This window comes from Pseudarthrobacter siccitolerans, assembly GCF_030823375.1.
GTDB classification, from domain to species: domain Bacteria; phylum Actinomycetota; class Actinomycetes; order Actinomycetales; family Micrococcaceae; genus Arthrobacter; species Arthrobacter siccitolerans_A.
The window spans coordinates 3,374,823-3,390,009 of sequence record NZ_JAUSXB010000001.1 but is presented as its reverse complement, the minus strand read 5'-3'; the positions used below and the strand labels follow the sequence as shown (position 1 = coordinate 3,390,009).

Below are 15,187 nucleotides of genomic sequence, written 5' to 3'. Positions count from 1 at the left end.
CCTTGCAAGCTGGGCTTTCGCCCCGTACGTTGGGGACTGCGGGGGACGTTCTCCGCACACCTCGGGTTGATGCCCGGGGAGAGAATCAGAGTCACACGAAGGAATGCAGCCATGGCAACAGGCACAGTTAAATGGTTCAACGCCGAAAAGGGTTTTGGCTTCATTGCCCCCGATGACGGGTCCGCTGACGTTTTCGCCCACTACTCCGCAATCGCCAGCAGCGGATACCGCTCACTCGATGAGAACCAGAAGGTTGAATTCGATGTGACCCAGGGTCCGAAGGGCCCGCAGGCAGAGAACATCCGCCCGCTCTAAGGCTTCGGTTTTCCTCCCGCACCAGCAGGAGGAATCCCGCCAGGCAGCGGCCCCTCCAACACCCGTTGGCGGGGCCGCTGTTTTTGCCTTCCCCCAAGTCTGGCTCCCCGGCGGCCTTTCACATCTCTCCTGGGTGGCGGCCTCTGCGTCCGGGCTCCCTATCGCATGCCGGGATTTGGGATAATTGGGTTATGACCGGACAGCACCCGGACAACGTTCCAGGCAACGATGCAGGCAAGGACCCGTGGGAGGAGTTCGACGGTCTCCCACCTGCCGGGCCGGACCGTGTCCCGGGGCATCCCGGCGGGGAACCGCTGGGCTTCGGTTTCCGCACCGGAGTCCGCAGCGCCCGGGTTGCCGTCGGATTTGCCGTGTACACCCTGGTCCTCGGAACCATCCTCGCGCTGGCAGGATGCATTGTTTTTGTTGCCGGGGAACAATGGCTGCTCGTGGCCCTGATGCTCCTCATCGAGGCGGTCTTCATCTTTGCGTTCACCCGGCTCTTAGCCCAGGCCCGCACGCGCTCACCGCGCACCCGGTCTTCACCGCGCCGGTCCCCGGGGAAACCTGCTTGACCTTGACGTTGCGTCAACCCCTACGCTCGAAGCATGGAAGCAACCGGAACCACCCCAGGTGTTGACTGGCCCATCCAGGACGTTGCCAGGATGGCGGGCACAACCAGCCGGACGCTGCGCCACTACGACGAGGTCGGGCTGCTGAAGCCCAGCCGGGTTGGCAGTAACGGATACCGCTATTACGACGCCGCAGCGCTCCTGCAGCTCCAGCGGATCCTCCTGCTCCGGGAGCTCGGCCTGGGCCTGCCGGCCATTGCCGGGGTGTTCAGCCATGAGACGGATGCCGTCAAAGCGCTCAGCCGCCACTTGGACTGGCTCCGGCAGGAGCAGGAGCGGCTGGCCCGGCAGGTCCTGTCTGTCCGGCAAACAATCGAAACCGTGAAAGGAGGGGGCGAACTGATGGCCGAGAATATGTTTGACGGCTTCGACCACACCCAGTACAAGGACGAGGTGGAGGAGCGCTGGGGCAAGGAGGCCTACGCGAAGGGGGACACCTGGTGGCGTGGAATGGGACCCGCGGAAAAACAGGAATGGAAGTCCAGGGCAGAAAAACTCGGCAGCGACTGGACCGCCGCTTCGGAATCCGGCCTGGCCGCGGACAGCCCGGAGGCGCAGGACCTGGCGCAGCGGCACGTTGAGTGGCTCACCTCCATCCCTGGCACTCCCGCTTGGGAGGCGGGCGGTGACATCAAGGGGTACGTGGTGGGCCTGGGAGAAATGTACGTTGCCGATCCGCGTTTCGCCGCCAACTACGGTGGCGAATCGGGCGCGGGCTTCGTGCGGGACGCTTTGCGTGCCTACGCCGAGAGGAACCTCTAGAAAGGGAAAGAGCGACGGCGGAGGCGGGCGTTGGGAGCCGGGCGGGCAGGTGGCTGCCTGATAAGGCCCGCAGCAGTCAGCCCAGCCGCTTCCGCAAGGCGACTGCGGCGGCGGCGACCACCGCAGCGGCTCCGATGAGCCGCTGCGCCGTCCGCCGTCGGCCGTGCCATCCGCCGCCCGTGGAAGTCTTCCGGATTGCCTGCGACGCCCGGTATAGGTTTCCGGAGGTGAGGGGGGCGGGCTGCCGCCGGGACAGCTGGCGGGTATCCACTTGGCGGGCGGTGGCAGCTTCGACGGCGCCAGGGGCGGCCTTGTGCTGCAGCACCAGGAGGCGCCCGGCCAGCCCTCCCGCGACCGTCTCCCGGCGCGGGTGGTCGACGAGCCTTACCACGGCTTTCGCAACCCGCTCGGGAGTGTAAACGGGAGGCATGGCCATCGGGCGGCGGCCGGTGTAGTTGGCTGCATTCTGGTAGAAAGGCGTGTCGATGGTGGCCGGGAGGACCGTGCACACGTGCACCCCGTCGGCGCCTTCGCGGGCCAGTTCGGAGCGCAGGCTGACGCTGAGGGCTCGCACCGCGGCTTTGGAGATGGAATAAGCGGCGGAGTACGGCAACGGGATTTCCGACACGATGGACGCGACGTTAATCAGGGTGCCGGATCCGCGGGCGCGCAGACGCGGCAGTGCCGCCCGGGCACCGTTCACGTACCCGGAGATGTTGACGTCCAGTACCCGCTGGAAGTCCTTGGGTGGAATTTCGGTCAGCAGGCCGAATGCGCCCACAGCGGCATTGTTGACCCACACATCCAGGCGCCCGAACTCCTTAACGGCGCGGGCCCCCAGTTCCTCCACCTTCGCCACGTCGGTCATGTCGGTAGGGACGGCAATGGCCTTCCCGCCGCGTTTCCTGCATTCCCGTGCTGCCTCTTCCAGGGATTCAGCTCCGCGCGCCGCCAGGACCAGCCGCGCCCCCTTGGAGGCGAAGCGCAGGGCCGTTGCCCTTCCGATCCCGCTGGATGCGCCGGTGATCACCACAACTGAATTCCTGATGCGCATTTGGCATCCCCTTTTCGTCCGTGGACTGCCCTGGCATAAAACTAAGCAGGCTTAGTGTTTGATGCTACCGAGGCCGGTGCTGCGGGACAACGGCAGTTGGCTAAACGGGTGGATACCTAGTGGAAAGCGGATTTTCCTGTGACGGCCCTGCCCACGATGAGCGAGTTCACCTCATAGGTCCCCTCGTAGGTGTAGAGGATTTCGGCGTCGCCGAACAGCTTGCCCATCTCGTAGTCGCTGCTGATGCCGTTGCCGCCCAGCAGCGAGCGGCCCATGGCCACCGAGGACCGGGCCAACCGGGTGATGGTGGCCTTGGCCATGGCAGCCTGGACCATCTCCAGCTTTCCCTCCTGCTGGATGCGCGCCAGTTGCGCCATCAACGCCAACGAGGCGGAGGCGTTCCCCAAAATGTCGGCGAGCTGCTGCTGGACCAGCTGGAAGCCGGCCAGCTCCTTGCCGAACTGCCGCCGGGTTAAGGCATAGGCGCGGGCGACGTCGAAGGCAGCCAGCTGGATTCCCGCACCTTGCCAGCCCACCCAGGCCCGGGAGTCCCGCAACAGCTCGTTCGCCCGGGAGAAGCTCGTGGCCCCGGGCAGCAGGTTGCCCGCCGGGATCCGCACGTCCTGCAGGACGATGTCCGCGTTCTGCATGATCCGCAGGCCGATCTTGTTGGAGATCTTGGTGGCCATATAGCCAGGCCTGTCCGTCTCCACGATGAAGCCCTTGATTTCTCCGTCCGCCGCGTCCCTGGCCCAGACCAAGGCGAAATCTGCGATGGTGCCGGCGCCGATCCAGCGCTTGGCACCGTTGAGGACCCACTCGCGGCCATCCAGCCTGGCCGACGTTTCCAGCCCCCCGGCGATATCCGAGCCATGGTCCGGCTCCGTCAGTGCAAAAGCTCCGAGGCGGGCGAAGGATTTCAGTCCGGGCAGCCACCGGTCCTTCTGCTCCTCAGACCCCAGCCCGCTGATCATCCCGAGGATGAGTTCGTTGTGGATCCCGGCGAGCGCCGAGAGGGATACGTCCGCTCGGGCCAATTCCACGTACATCAGGCCCTTGAACAGTGTGGAACTGCCGTCCAGCTGGAGGGCTCCGAGGCCATGCTTTCCCATGTCCGCGAGCAGCCCAAAGGGGAACTCTTCGCGGTTCCAGTACTCGATGGAGGGCTGCCGGACCGAGGACTGGAGGAACCGGCGGATGCCGAAGTATCTGTCCCGTTCGGGCGGCGCCAGGAGGTCAGCGATGTACATCAGGTCGGCATCGGGGAAGGGTGGTGTTCCGTCATCTCCTGCGGGCTGCACGGGCATTGGTCCCCTCGCTCTGCCGGACTGCTTTACCAAACCGTTGGATGTCCTAGTATATTGCACAGGCCTCCGAAGCAAGTGAGGCGCATCACATAGCGAAAGGCTGGCTATGGGCACTCCGCTCTCCCGTGACCCCATCGCCGATGCCCGCCGAAACTGGGAGGACCACGGCTGGGCGGATATGGCCGCTCCCATGGCGGCGATCACCGCCATCATGCGGACCCAGCAGATTCTGCTCGCCAGGATCGAACTCGTACTGAAGCCCTTCGGGCTGACCTTCGCGCGCTACGAACTGCTCGCCCTGCTGGGCTTCGCCAGGAACGGATCCCTTCCCATGAAGAAAGCGAGCACGCTCCTCCAGGTCCACCCGACATCCGTTACCAACGCGGTTGACCGGCTGCAGGACGCAGGGCTGGTGCGCCGTTTACCGCATCCAACGGACGGCCGCACCACGCTGGTGGAGCTCACCGCCGACGGCCGCACGCTGGCGAAACGTTCGACGGCGGCACTCAACGCCGAAGTTTTCAGCGCCTCGGGCTTCGGGCCGGAGGATATCGATCAGCTGATCCGGATACTCGGTGACTTCCGCCGGAATGCCGGCGACTTCATCGACTCCTGAACGGGCCGGATGCGAGGTCAATGCGATCGCAGGTCAGCGCGGAAACAGGGTCAGCGCCGCTCTTTGGCGCGTTTGATCCGCCGGGCAACGAGGAGTACCAGGGTAACGCCCAAAGCGGCGTAGACGGCATAGTTCAGGAAACGGGAGTACTCCTCGATCACCCGGTATTGGGTGCCCAGCAGGTACCCGAGCCCCAGCAGCAGCCCGTTCCACAGCCCGCTGCCGGCGAGCGTGTAGATGGTGAACGTGCCCAGCGGCATGGCTGCAGCTCCGGCCGGAAGGGAAATGAGGCTCCGCACACCGGGAAGTAACCTCCCGAAGAAGATGGACCGCCGTCCATGCCGGCGGAACCAGCCGGCCGCGTGTTCAAAGTCCTCCCGATCCACCAGCGGGAGTTTCGACAACCCGCGGATGGACCGCTCCAGGCCGAGCTTGGCCCCGAGCCAGTACAGGAAGAGGGCCCCCAGCCAGGCGCCCAACGTGCTCGTGAGAAAAACCAGGACCAGGTTCAGGGAGCCTTGCCTGGAAAGGTAGCCGGCCAGCGGCAGGATCACTTCGCTGGGGATGGGCGGCACCACGGTTTCGGCCAGGGTGAAGAGCCCCACGCCCCACTCCCCGAGCTGCTCGATGCCCCGGGCAGCGACGCCCACCAACCCGGTCAGGTTATCGGCTGAGCCGCCTGCGTCCGCCGCCGTTCCCCACATACAAGCTCCCCGTCCGATTCCACAGCTGCCCTGACCTGTCTACCTTACGCAGCTGTCTGAAGGCTGACTTCGGCTCAGCGGTGCTGAAATCCGGGCTGGCGCTTCTCCATAAAAGCGGCCATGCCTTCCTTTTGGTCCTCTGTGGCGAAGAGCGAATGGAAGAGCCTGCGCTCGAACACCACTCCCTGGGCGAGGCCGGTTTCGAAGGCCGCGTTGACGGCTTCCTTGGCCACCATGGCCACCGGTTTTGACTTGGACGCGATCACTTCTGCAGCTTTGACGGCCTCGTCCACCACGTCCTCAGCGGGAACTACGCGGGATACCAGGCCGCAGCGGTCAGCTTCCTCCGCGCCGATGAACCTGCCGGTGAGGATGAGGTCCATCGCCTTGGCCTTGCCGATGGCACGGGTGAGCCGCTGCGATCCGCCCATGCCGGGCAGCACCCCCAGGTTGATCTCGGGCTGGCCGAACTTGGCGTTGTCCCCAGCGATGATGAGATCGCACATCATGGCCAGTTCACAGCCGCCGCCCAGCGCGAACCCGGAGACTGCGGCAATGGTGGGAATGCGGAGCCGGGTGAAGTCCTCCCAGCCGCGGAACCAGTCCGCAGCGTACATCTCCATATAGCCCTGGCCCGCCATCTCCTTGATATCAGCCCCGGCAGCGAAGGCCTTGCTGGAGCCGGTTATCACCACCGCTCCTACTGCGGGATCGGCATCCATAACACCCACGGCCTTGACGAGCTCTTCCATGGTGGCTTTGTTCAGGGCATTCAGCGCCTGTGGCCGGTTGAGCGTCACCAGCCCCACCCGGCCCCGCTGTTCCACCAGGATGTTCGTGTATTCGGTCATTCGGGGCTCCCGTCGTCCTGAGCTGCGCCGTACGCTGCACTTTTTGATGCCGTGTGTGGAGCGCCGCCGGCTTTGTCACCCAAGATGTTCCGTGATCCGTCCCGGGCATCGGATTTGTCCCGGGCATCGGATTTGTCCCGGATGTCCGTGATGATCCCGGAGAAGTCACGGCCGGCGCCGCCTTCTGCGGCAAACGTACCGTAGATTTCCGCGGCGAGCGGACCCACCCGGGCTGCCACGCCGGTACTTTGCAGTGCATTCACGGCAAGCTGGAGGTCCTTTGCCATCAAGGCTCCGGCGAAACCGGGCTGGTAATCGCGGTTGGCCGGGCTGGTGGGAACCGGCCCGGGCACGGGGCAGTTGGTGGTCAGTGCCCAGCATTGCCCCGAGGCCGCCGATGCCACATCAAAGAGCGCCTGGTGGCTAAGGCCCAGCTTCTCCCCCAGCACAAAGGCCTCGCTCACGGCAATCATGGAGGCGCCCAGGATCAGGTTGTTGCAGATCTTTGCGGCCTGTCCCGCGCCGTGGCCACCGCAGTGCACCACCCGCTTGCCCATTACCTCCAGCAGCGGACGCACCGCCTCGAAATCCTCCGGGTTTCCGCCCACCATAAACGTCAGCGTCCCGGCCTCGGCACCCACCACACCCCCGGACACCGGCGCGTCCACCGAGCGGTGGCCGGCACCGATGGCCAGCCTGGCTGCTTCACGGGCTTCGTCAACATTGATGGTGGAACAATCCAGGAACATGGTTCCGGGGGCAGCAGCGGCCAGCAGGCCGGGGCCGCCGTCGCTGCCCTGGTAGGCGTCCAGCACGTGCCGCCCACTGGGGAACATCGTCAGGACCACGTCCGCCCCGGAAACCGCTTCGGCGGCGCTGGCAACAGCAGGGACGCCATGCTCCCGTGCAGCGTCAAGGGCCGCGGGCACCACGTCGAAACCTGCCACCGTGTGGCCGGCGCTGACCAGGTTCACCGCCATGGGCCCACCCATGTGGCCAAGGCCCAGGAACGCGATGGTGTGGTTCTCAGGCATGGTCAGTCTCCTTCAATTCGGCTCTTTCAATCCAAGGTCCAGTTCTTTGCTGCCCAGCGGCTCGAAAAAGCGCTCCACCTGATCCGGCAGCACCTCCACGAGAGTGGGCGGGCGCCAGCGGGGTGCACGGTCCTTGTCCACCACCTGCGCGCGGATGCCCTCGCGGAAATCGGGCGCCGCCAGGAAACGCAGTCCCACCCGGTACTCCTGCGCCAGCGCTTCATCCAGCGTCAGGCCCCGGACCCGCCGCAGGGAGGCCAGCGTGACCTTCACGGACGTGGGCGACTTCGCCTCGATGGTGTCGGCGGCATTGGCGGCTTCCCCGCCGCCTTCACCATCGAAGCTCCGGAGGCGCCGGACAATCTCCACGGCGTCATCGGAGGCGTAGCAGCTGTCGATCCACGCCCGCTGCTGCGCAAGTGCTGAGGGCGGCGCCGCCTCGCTGTATCGTCCGACGGCGGCTTCCGCAGTTTCGCTTTCCAGCGCCACCATGAGTTCCTCGAGCCGCCCGGACGGGACGTAGTGGTCGGCGAGGCCCAGGTGCAGGGCGTCCGCTGCGCTCAGATGTGCTCCGGTTAACGCCGCATGGGTGCCCGCCTCCCCGGGCGAGCGGGACAACAAAAGGGTCCCGCCGACGTCGGGGGCAAAACCAATAGTCGTCTCCGGCATGCCCATCCGCGTCCGCTCAGTAACCACCCGCACCGAGCCGTGCGCGGAGATGCCCACGCCGCCGCCCAGGACCAGCCCATCCATGAAGGCGACATACGGCTTCGGGTAGCGGGAAATGAGCGAATTCAGCCGGTACTCCGCCTGCCAGAAGTCCGCAGTCTTCCCCCCGCCGGCGGGGATGTCCTCGTAGATGGCCACAATGTCACCGCCGGCACACAATCCCCGTTCACCGGCGCCACGCACCAGGACCGTGGCAACGCCGTCGTCGTCCGCCCATGCGGTGAGCTGGTCCAGGAGCACACCCACCATGCCCGCTGTCAACGCGTTCACCGCCCGGGGCCGGTTGAGGGTGGCTACACCCAGCCGCCCGCGGCGTTCAAACAGTACCTCGGCATTGGGGTCCCCACCGGTTTCCGTGCTGTCCGTCATCAACTTCCTTCCGGCATCACGAAGCTGGCCCCGTGCCGTATCCCTGAGGGCCACCTGGTGGTGACCGTCTTCGTCTTGGTGTAAAAACGGAAGGCATCGGCGCCGTGCTGGTTCAGGTCGCCGAATCCTGACGCTTTCCAGCCGCCGAACGTGTAGTAGGCCAGGGGCACCGGGATGGGCACATTAATGCCCACCATGCCTACGTCCACCCGGGTGGCGAAATCCCGCGCGGCGTCTCCGTCGCGGGTGAAGATGGCCACCCCGTTTCCGTACTCGTTCCCGCTGCAGAGCCGGAGCGCTTCATCGTAATCGGCAGCCCGCACCACACTGAGGACGGGGCCGAAGATCTCCTGCCGGTAGATGGCCATCTCCGGTGTCACATGGTCGAAGAGCGTGGGGCCCACCCAGAAGCCATTGTCGTAGCCTTCCACCGTGAGGCCGCGGCCGTCGGCCAGCAGGGTTGCGCCTTCATCCACTCCCGCCTGGATGCAGCCCACGATCCGTTCCCTGGCGGCAGCCGTGACCACCGGGCCAAAGTCCGCATGCTGGTCCAGGCTGTGGCCCACCTTGAGCGACTTGACCCGTTCCTGGAGTCTGGCCACCAGCCGGTCAGCTGTTTCCTGTCCCACCGGGACGGCCACCGAAACGGCCATGCAGCGCTCCCCCGCGGAGCCGTACCCGGCGCCGATCAGGGCGTCTGCCGCCTGGTCCAGGTCTGCGTCCGGCATCACCACCATGTGGTTCTTGGCACCGCCGAAGCACTGCGCCCGCTTTCCGTGGGCAGCGGCGGTGGCGTAGATGTACTGCGCAATAGGGGTGGAACCCACAAATCCGATGGCCCTGACCAGGGGATCTTCAAGCAGCGCGTCCACGGCTTCCTTGTCCCCGTTGACCACATTGAACACTCCGTCCGGGACGCCCGCCTCGGAGTACAGCTCGGCCAGGCGCAGGGGCACGGAAGGATCCCGTTCCGAGGGCTTCAGGATGAACGCGTTGCCCGCAGCCAGCGCCGGGCCGGACTTCCACAGCGGAATCATGGCGGGAAAGTTGAACGGCGTAATCCCGGCCACCACGCCCAGGGGCTGCCGCAGCGAATGGATGTCTATCCCGGATCCGGCTTCGGTGGAAAATTCGCCCTTGAGCAGGTGTGGCGCGCCGGCTGAGAACTCCACCACTTCCAGTCCCCGCTGGATGTCCCCCTTGGAGTCGGCGAGGGTCTTGCCGTGTTCGGAAGAGAGCAGCCGCGCAAGCCCCTCCATGTCCTGGTTGGCCAGGTCCACGAACCGGAGCAGGATCCTCGCCCGGCGCTGCGGGTTCATGGCCGCCCATTCCTCCTGTGCCTTCGCGCCGGCGGCAACGGCGTTGTGCACCTCGTCCCTGCCGGCCAGCGGCACGCGCGCCTGCACTGTCCCGGTGCAGGGATCAAAGACGTCGCCGAAACGGCCGGACAAGCCTGCGGCGTGTTGGCCGCCGACGTAGTGGGAAAGCTCGCGCACCATGAGCAGACGCTCCTTCGCATGTGACCCAGGTCATTTCTGGTTGCGAATATACTCGGACCTCCAACTAAACTCCACCGGCCCGGTATGCCCGCACAGGCCCTGGCGCCCCTGCCGGAGCATGCTTTACCTGCGGCCGCACCGCCAAGGTAAGTTAGGAACTGTGAAGATTGCTACCTGGAATGTGAATTCGCTCCGTGCCCGTGCCGACCGCGTGGAAGCCTGGCTTCAGCGCAGTGACTGCGACGTGCTGGCCATCCAGGAAACCAAGTGCAAAGACGAGAACTTTCCCTGGGAGCTCTTCGAACGGATGGGCTACGAGGTGGCCCACTTCGGAGTCAACCAGTGGAACGGCGTGGCCATCGCTTCGCGGGTGGGGCTCGAAGACGTGGAGCGGACCTTCCTGGATCAGCCCTCATTCGGCAAGGCGGGCACGGATCCCGTGCAGGAGGCACGTGCCATGGCCGCTACCTGCGGCGGCGTCCGGATCTGGAGCCTCTACGTCCCCAACGGCCGCTCCCTGGACGATGAGCACATGCCGTACAAGCTCAAGTGGCTGGAAAGCCTGAAAACGCATGCCCAGGAACTGGTAGCCCGGAATCCGGAAGCCCAGGTGGCGCTGATGGGCGACTGGAACATCGCCCCCTTCGACGACGACGTATGGGACATCGATCTTTTCGTCAACAACCGCTACACCCACGTCAGTCCGCCGGAGCGGGCAGCATTCCACGCCTTCGAGTCGGCAGGATACACCGACGTGGTCCGGCCCTACACTCCCGGCCCGGGCGTCTACACCTACTGGGACTACACCCAGCTCCGCTTCCCGAAGAAGGAAGGCATGCGGATCGACTTCGTGCTGGCCTCCCCGGCCCTGGCCGCGCGCGTCACGGGCGCCTCGATCGACCGCGAGGAGCGCAAGGGCAAAGGCGCCTCGGACCATGCCCCCGTGCTGGTGGAACTGGCCGGCTGATGACAGAATCCTGGACCCATTCAAGGAGACCGTGATGACGGGAAACCTCTACCGGGGCCAGGCCGGCCTGCCATTCTCGTCAACCCTGCGCGTCTACGAACCGCTGGATGCCTTTCCGGAGGAGCAGCGCGCCGCGATCCAGGCCGCCGGGGCGCGCTCTGCCTCGCGTGCCGCCGTCGAAAACGCCGAACTGCTGGCCTCGCTGGGACGCATCACCCGCTCCGGCGGTGACCCCTTCCCCACGGGACGCACCGATCTGGTACGCGTCACCACTGCCCCGGCCGCACCCGCGGCAGGAAAGTCCGACGACGACGCTGACGCCGACCCCGTGCTGCTGTACTGTCCCAGCCAGCTGGTATTGCGCGCGGGCCTGGCGGCCAATGCCCTGATGGAGGGAATCCACGGCCCCCTGGCGGAGCTGCTCATTCCCGAAGAGCAGCGGGACAAGCACCAGGAACGGATCGATCAGGTAAAGGCCCGCGACGGGTCCATCCGCGTGCACACCCGGGCGTCCACCTGGGGCATCCCCTTCAGCTGGTTTTCGCTGTTCATGGAAGCAGACCACAAGGACGTGGTGGAGGCTGCGGGCCGGATCCTCACCGTCCGTGTGTGGGCACCCATCACCGAAGCCCTGGAGCGGGCCCGGTACGCGGTGGCCAACCTTGCACTCGCGGCACCGGACCTGGACATGCTCGATGACCTCGCCCAGCTCACGGAGTGGCTGGAAACGTTCCACGTGGAGTCGATGGTGGAACTGGACTACGGGGCGGTGGCGGACAAGGTGTACCCGGACGATTCGCCCATGGACATTAGGCTTGGCATTGAATGCCTGGCTGAGGGCGACATGACAGGCGCTGCCGCGGCCTACCGCCGTCTGGCGTCACGCTGGATCCCCATCCGGCAACTGGCCCGCGCGTCCTGACGGCTGGCGCCCTGACGGCTGGCGTCCTGACGCTGCTGGAAACTGAACCCAGGCACTAGGACCGGGGCGGCGCCGTCGTCCTTCTGACAATCAGTTCATGGGGCGCGACGGCGGACTGGACCGATCCCGTCTCCCCGTCCAGTTCGTCAAGGAGCATCTTGGTGGCCAGCTCGGCCTGCTCGTCCGGCCGCTGGCCCACCGTGGTCAGGCCCATGGCGTCGGCGAAATCGTGGTTGTCGATGCCCACCACTGAGAGTTCCTGCGGCACCCGGACGCCGAGCCGCAAGGCTTCAAAGATGACACCCATGGCCATCTCGTCCGAAGCGCAGAAGATGGCTGTTGGCTTGTCCCCCGGCTTGGCCCACAGCCGGCGGAAGGCCTCCTGCCCGCTGCGGACCGTAAAATCCCCCCACTCATCCCATTCGGGGCGGGTGGGGAGGCCCGCGGCGGTCATCACGTCCTTGAAAGCCAGGATCCGGACGCGGGGAACATCGAAGTTCAAGTCTGTTTCGTCGTCGCCGTGCAGCAGGGCGATGTTGCGGTGGCCCAGGTCGATCAGGTGCCGGACCGCGGTGGACGCGGCGGCGTAATCATCGATGCCGATGTAGGCGCACTCTTCCACGTGGCCGCCCACCACCACCAGCGGGATGTCGATTTTCTGGAGGTGGTCGAGTTCATCATGGGACAGCGCCATACACAGGACCAGCAGGGCATCGATCTGCTTGTAGACCATGGTCTTGCTGAACAGCCGCTCCCGGTTGCTGCCATGGCCACCGAGGTTGAACAGCGAAAGGTTGTAGTTCCGGGCGTGGAGTTCCCGGTCCGCGCCTTCGATGGCTTTGGAGAAGAACCACCGGCTCACGAACGGGGCGAGCACCCCGATGGTCCTGGTTCTTCCCGTGGCCAGGCCGGAGGCGGAGCTGGACGCTACATAGCCCAGGTTCCCGGCTACCTCGAGGATTTTTTCGCGGGTGGCCGGGGAGACGCGGGGCAGGCCCCGGACCGCCCGGGAAACAGTGGCGGTGGAAACTCCGGCTGCCGCCGCCACATCTTCGATGCTGACACCGCTGTGGCCGCCCCGTTGGGACCTTTCACTTGTGCGAGCCACGGTGCCCCCTCAATACTTCCTGCAGGCCTCCGCCATGCTTTGTGCGATGCCCCCACGCCATAGTATTTTGGGCGCCTGGGAATATCGCAGTGTTACCTTTTGGGCCGGACGGCCGACGGCGGAGGATCAGCCGTTTGCGCTACCTCCGGTCCGGCAGCTTCCGGCGCAGCCGCACCATCCCGTAGATCGCGAGGAGGACGGCCAGCAGGCCCAGTGCCCAGCCCAGGGCCGGCTGTGCCGTTACTTCCATCCAGACTGTGACGACGAGCAGGACCAGCGCCCAGAAAGCCAGGAAGCCGATGATGATGTCGAAGTCCTGCCCGGACCTCATCCGCCGGCCATCGCTTCCCGCCCCCGTGGACCGGGGGCGGGAAGGGCCGTTTGTCACTTGACCGCACCTGCCGTCAGGCCGGCGACGATCTTGCGCTGGAAGACCAGCACCAGGATCACCAAGGGAATGGTGACGATGGTACCGGCGGCCATGATGGCCGTGTACGGGATCTGGTTGGGCTGCGCGCCGGCGAAACTGGCGATGGCAACCGTGACCGGCTTCGTAGCCTCACTGGACAGCTGGCTGGCGATCAGGAACTCGTTCCAGGAAGAGATGAACGCCAGGATCGCCGTCGTGAAGATCGCCGGAGCCGCCAGGGGCATGATCACCTTCCGGAACGCCTGGCCCTGCGTGCAGCCGTCAACACGGGCCGACTCCTCAAGTTCCCACGGCATTTCGCGGAAGAAGGAGGTCAGGGTGTAGACGGTGAGTGGCAGGACGAAGGAGATGTTCGGAATGATCAGGGCCTGGTAGGTGCCCATCCAGCCGATGTTGGTGAAGAGCTGGAACAGCGGGGTAATCAGGGCAACGCCGGGGAACATGGAAGCACCCAGGATGAAGCCCAGCACCAGGTACTTGAACCGGAAGTTCAAGCGTGCCAGTGCGTACGCGGCGAAGACGCCGATCACCAGCGAGATCACGGTGACGGTCACACCGATAAAGACGCTGTTGAGCAGCGCTTGACCAAACTTGTTGCCGAACGAGGTATCGAAGGCAGTGATGAAGTTGTCCAGTGTCACGTGCGTTGGCCAAGGCGTTGTGTCGTACGTGAACCCCACCTCGCGGAAGGCCGTAACCACCATCCAATAGGCTGGCGCCAGGCACCAGATCAGGATGACGGCGGCGCTGATGTAGGTCCGCGCCTGGGCCCACTTTTCCCTGTTCTGGGCAGCCTGCCGCCCTTTGTCCTGGCGTGCCCGCAGGGCTGAATCTGCTGTTGCGGTGGTCATTTCTTCCCCTTACCGGTGGCTCCGCTTTGCTCCACAACGTTCGCCCCAAGGAACCGGACAAAGATGAACGCGACCAGGAAGATGATGATGAACGTGATGGTGGACAAGGCAGCCGCAGCGTTGAACCCTTGCCTGATCTGGTTGATCACCAGGATGGACAGGGTGGTGGTGTTGTTGGCACCGCCCGTGAGGATGTACGGCAGGTCGAACATACGCAGCGCATCCAGGGTACGGAACAGGATGGCCACCATCAGAGCCGGCTTGACCAGCGGAAGGGTGATCATCCGGAACCGCTGCCAGGCAGTGGCTCCGTCCACCTTGGCCGCCTCATAGACTTCGGCGGGAATCATTTGCAGGCCGGCCAGAATCAGGAGGGCCATAAACGGGGTGGTCTTCCAGGTGTCAGCGATGATGACTGCCCACTTGGCCGGCCATTCGCTGCCGGTCCACAGGATGCTGACGTTGAACAGCTTGTTAATGATTCCGTTGAAGTCGAACATAAAGAGCCACAGCTGTGCGGTGACGGCCGTGGGGATAGCCCAAGGGACGAGGACAGCCGCGCGGACCAGGCCGCGGCCCTTGAACGTGCGCGCCATGATCATGGCCATCCAGAAACCGAGGACAGTTTCGAAGGCGACCGTAATGACAGTAAAAATGAAGGTGGTGCCGGTAGCCGTCCAGAATTGGCCGGCCAAGGTACCCGGCGGACAGGCTACTGTGCCGCCGCCCTGGGCTGCGCACTGCTGCGCCAGCCAGTTCACATAGTTCTGGATGCCGGCCGGTCCGCCCTCAGTGAAGAGACCTGTGGCCGGATCCAGACCCGCGTCCTTCGTGAAGGACATCACGATGGCACTGATGATCGGGTAAACGATGACTACGCCCAGGGCGATGACGGTGGGGGCAAGGAGCCACGATGCCCAGCGGCCCTGGCTCGCGATCCTGTTATCCTCACCTACGCCTTTGGGTGCCTGGTGGACTGGAGTCCCGCCCGACGCCGGCTTGGTGACCGGCGTCGGGCCTAATTCTGTTGCCATGGC

The 15,187-nt window shown here is 65.3% G+C and carries 17 protein-coding genes; 6 read left to right on the top strand and 11 right to left on the bottom strand.

Annotated features, from left to right (window positions below):
* Positions 1–111: 111 nt before the first annotated feature.
* From QFZ36_RS15820 to QFZ36_RS15810, 3 genes are all read left to right on the top strand, one after another.
* Positions 112–315, top strand: coding sequence for a cold-shock protein (locus QFZ36_RS15820; protein ID WP_013599688.1), 204 nt, complete (start codon positions 112–114; stop codon positions 313–315).
* A gap of 191 nt (positions 316–506) precedes the next feature.
* Entirely contained in the window at positions 507–890 is a 384-nt protein-coding gene (locus QFZ36_RS15815) for a hypothetical protein (protein WP_306637868.1), read from the top strand.
* 33 nt (positions 891–923) lie between these two features.
* Complete coding sequence (locus tag QFZ36_RS15810) at positions 924–1,709, top strand: MerR family transcriptional regulator (RefSeq protein WP_306637867.1); 786 nt, start codon at positions 924–926, stop codon at positions 1,707–1,709.
* A 76-nt stretch (positions 1,710–1,785) separates the two neighbouring features.
* On the opposite strand, the gene QFZ36_RS15805 is transcribed toward QFZ36_RS15810, so the two are convergent.
* Positions 1,786–2,763 carry an SDR family oxidoreductase gene (locus QFZ36_RS15805; RefSeq protein WP_306637866.1) on the bottom strand — a complete coding sequence of 326 codons (978 nt, stop codon included), beginning with the start codon at positions 2,761–2,763 and terminating at the stop codon, positions 1,786–1,788.
* A gap of 116 nt (positions 2,764–2,879) precedes the next feature.
* Positions 2,880–4,070 (bottom strand): acyl-CoA dehydrogenase family protein, encoded by a 1,191-nt coding sequence (locus QFZ36_RS15800; RefSeq protein ID WP_306637865.1) that lies wholly within the window; start codon positions 4,068–4,070, stop codon positions 2,880–2,882.
* 106 nt (positions 4,071–4,176) lie between these two features.
* Here QFZ36_RS15800 and QFZ36_RS15795 point away from each other — a divergent pair, with 106 nt between their 5' ends.
* Positions 4,177–4,686 carry a MarR family winged helix-turn-helix transcriptional regulator gene (locus tag QFZ36_RS15795; RefSeq protein ID WP_306637864.1) on the top strand — a complete coding sequence of 170 codons (510 nt, stop codon included), beginning with the start codon at positions 4,177–4,179 and terminating at the stop codon, positions 4,684–4,686.
* A gap of 50 nt (positions 4,687–4,736) precedes the next feature.
* On the opposite strand, the gene QFZ36_RS15790 is transcribed toward QFZ36_RS15795, so the two are convergent.
* From QFZ36_RS15790 to QFZ36_RS15770, 5 genes are all read right to left on the bottom strand, one after another.
* Positions 4,737–5,390 carry a DedA family protein gene (locus tag QFZ36_RS15790; protein WP_306637863.1) on the bottom strand — a complete coding sequence of 218 codons (654 nt, stop codon included), beginning with the start codon at positions 5,388–5,390 and terminating at the stop codon, positions 4,737–4,739.
* Between the two features lie 74 nt (positions 5,391–5,464).
* Positions 5,465–6,241: an enoyl-CoA hydratase gene (locus QFZ36_RS15785; RefSeq protein ID WP_306637862.1), complete on the bottom strand. Its 777-nt coding sequence runs from the start codon at positions 6,239–6,241 to the stop codon at positions 5,465–5,467.
* Entirely contained in the window at positions 6,238–7,275 is a 1,038-nt protein-coding gene (gene mmsB, locus QFZ36_RS15780) for a 3-hydroxyisobutyrate dehydrogenase (RefSeq protein ID WP_306637861.1), read from the bottom strand. Before mmsB ends, QFZ36_RS15785 begins: the two co-directional genes overlap by 4 nt.
* 12 nt (positions 7,276–7,287) lie before the next feature.
* The gene (locus tag QFZ36_RS15775) at positions 7,288–8,373 is read right to left on the bottom strand and encodes an enoyl-CoA hydratase/isomerase family protein (protein WP_306637860.1); all 1,086 of its coding nucleotides are present in this window, start codon (positions 8,371–8,373) and stop codon (positions 7,288–7,290) included.
* Positions 8,373–9,872, bottom strand: coding sequence for a CoA-acylating methylmalonate-semialdehyde dehydrogenase (locus tag QFZ36_RS15770; protein WP_306637859.1), 1,500 nt, complete (start codon positions 9,870–9,872; stop codon positions 8,373–8,375). The genes QFZ36_RS15775 and QFZ36_RS15770 overlap by 1 nt, the downstream gene beginning before the upstream one ends.
* 160 nt (positions 9,873–10,032) lie before the next feature.
* Between QFZ36_RS15770 and QFZ36_RS15765 the strand changes: the two genes are divergently transcribed.
* Entirely contained in the window at positions 10,033–10,839 is an 807-nt protein-coding gene (locus QFZ36_RS15765) for an exodeoxyribonuclease III (protein WP_306637858.1), read from the top strand.
* Positions 10,840–10,873: 34 nt separating this feature from the next.
* Complete coding sequence (locus QFZ36_RS15760) at positions 10,874–11,761, top strand: hypothetical protein (protein WP_306637857.1); 888 nt, start codon at positions 10,874–10,876, stop codon at positions 11,759–11,761.
* A gap of 55 nt (positions 11,762–11,816) precedes the next feature.
* Here QFZ36_RS15760 and QFZ36_RS15755 read toward each other — a convergent pair whose 3' ends face one another.
* The 4 genes from QFZ36_RS15755 to QFZ36_RS15740 all read right to left on the bottom strand — a co-directional run bounded on the left by QFZ36_RS15755 (position 11,817) and on the right by QFZ36_RS15740 (position 15,184).
* Positions 11,817–12,869 carry a LacI family DNA-binding transcriptional regulator gene (locus tag QFZ36_RS15755; RefSeq protein ID WP_306637856.1) on the bottom strand — a complete coding sequence of 351 codons (1,053 nt, stop codon included), beginning with the start codon at positions 12,867–12,869 and terminating at the stop codon, positions 11,817–11,819.
* A gap of 139 nt (positions 12,870–13,008) precedes the next feature.
* The gene (locus tag QFZ36_RS15750; protein ID WP_306637855.1) at positions 13,009–13,257 is read right to left on the bottom strand and encodes a hypothetical protein; all 249 of its coding nucleotides are present in this window, start codon (positions 13,255–13,257) and stop codon (positions 13,009–13,011) included.
* A complete protein-coding gene (locus QFZ36_RS15745) occupies positions 13,254–14,150 on the bottom strand; it encodes a carbohydrate ABC transporter permease (RefSeq protein WP_306637854.1) in 897 nt (298 codons plus the stop codon). The genes QFZ36_RS15750 and QFZ36_RS15745 overlap by 4 nt, the downstream gene beginning before the upstream one ends.
* On the bottom strand, positions 14,147–15,184 hold the full coding sequence (locus tag QFZ36_RS15740) for a carbohydrate ABC transporter permease (protein ID WP_091420997.1): 1,038 nt from the start codon (positions 15,182–15,184) through the stop codon (positions 14,147–14,149). Before QFZ36_RS15740 ends, QFZ36_RS15745 begins: the two co-directional genes overlap by 4 nt.
* Between the last annotated feature and the right edge of the window lie 3 nt (positions 15,185–15,187).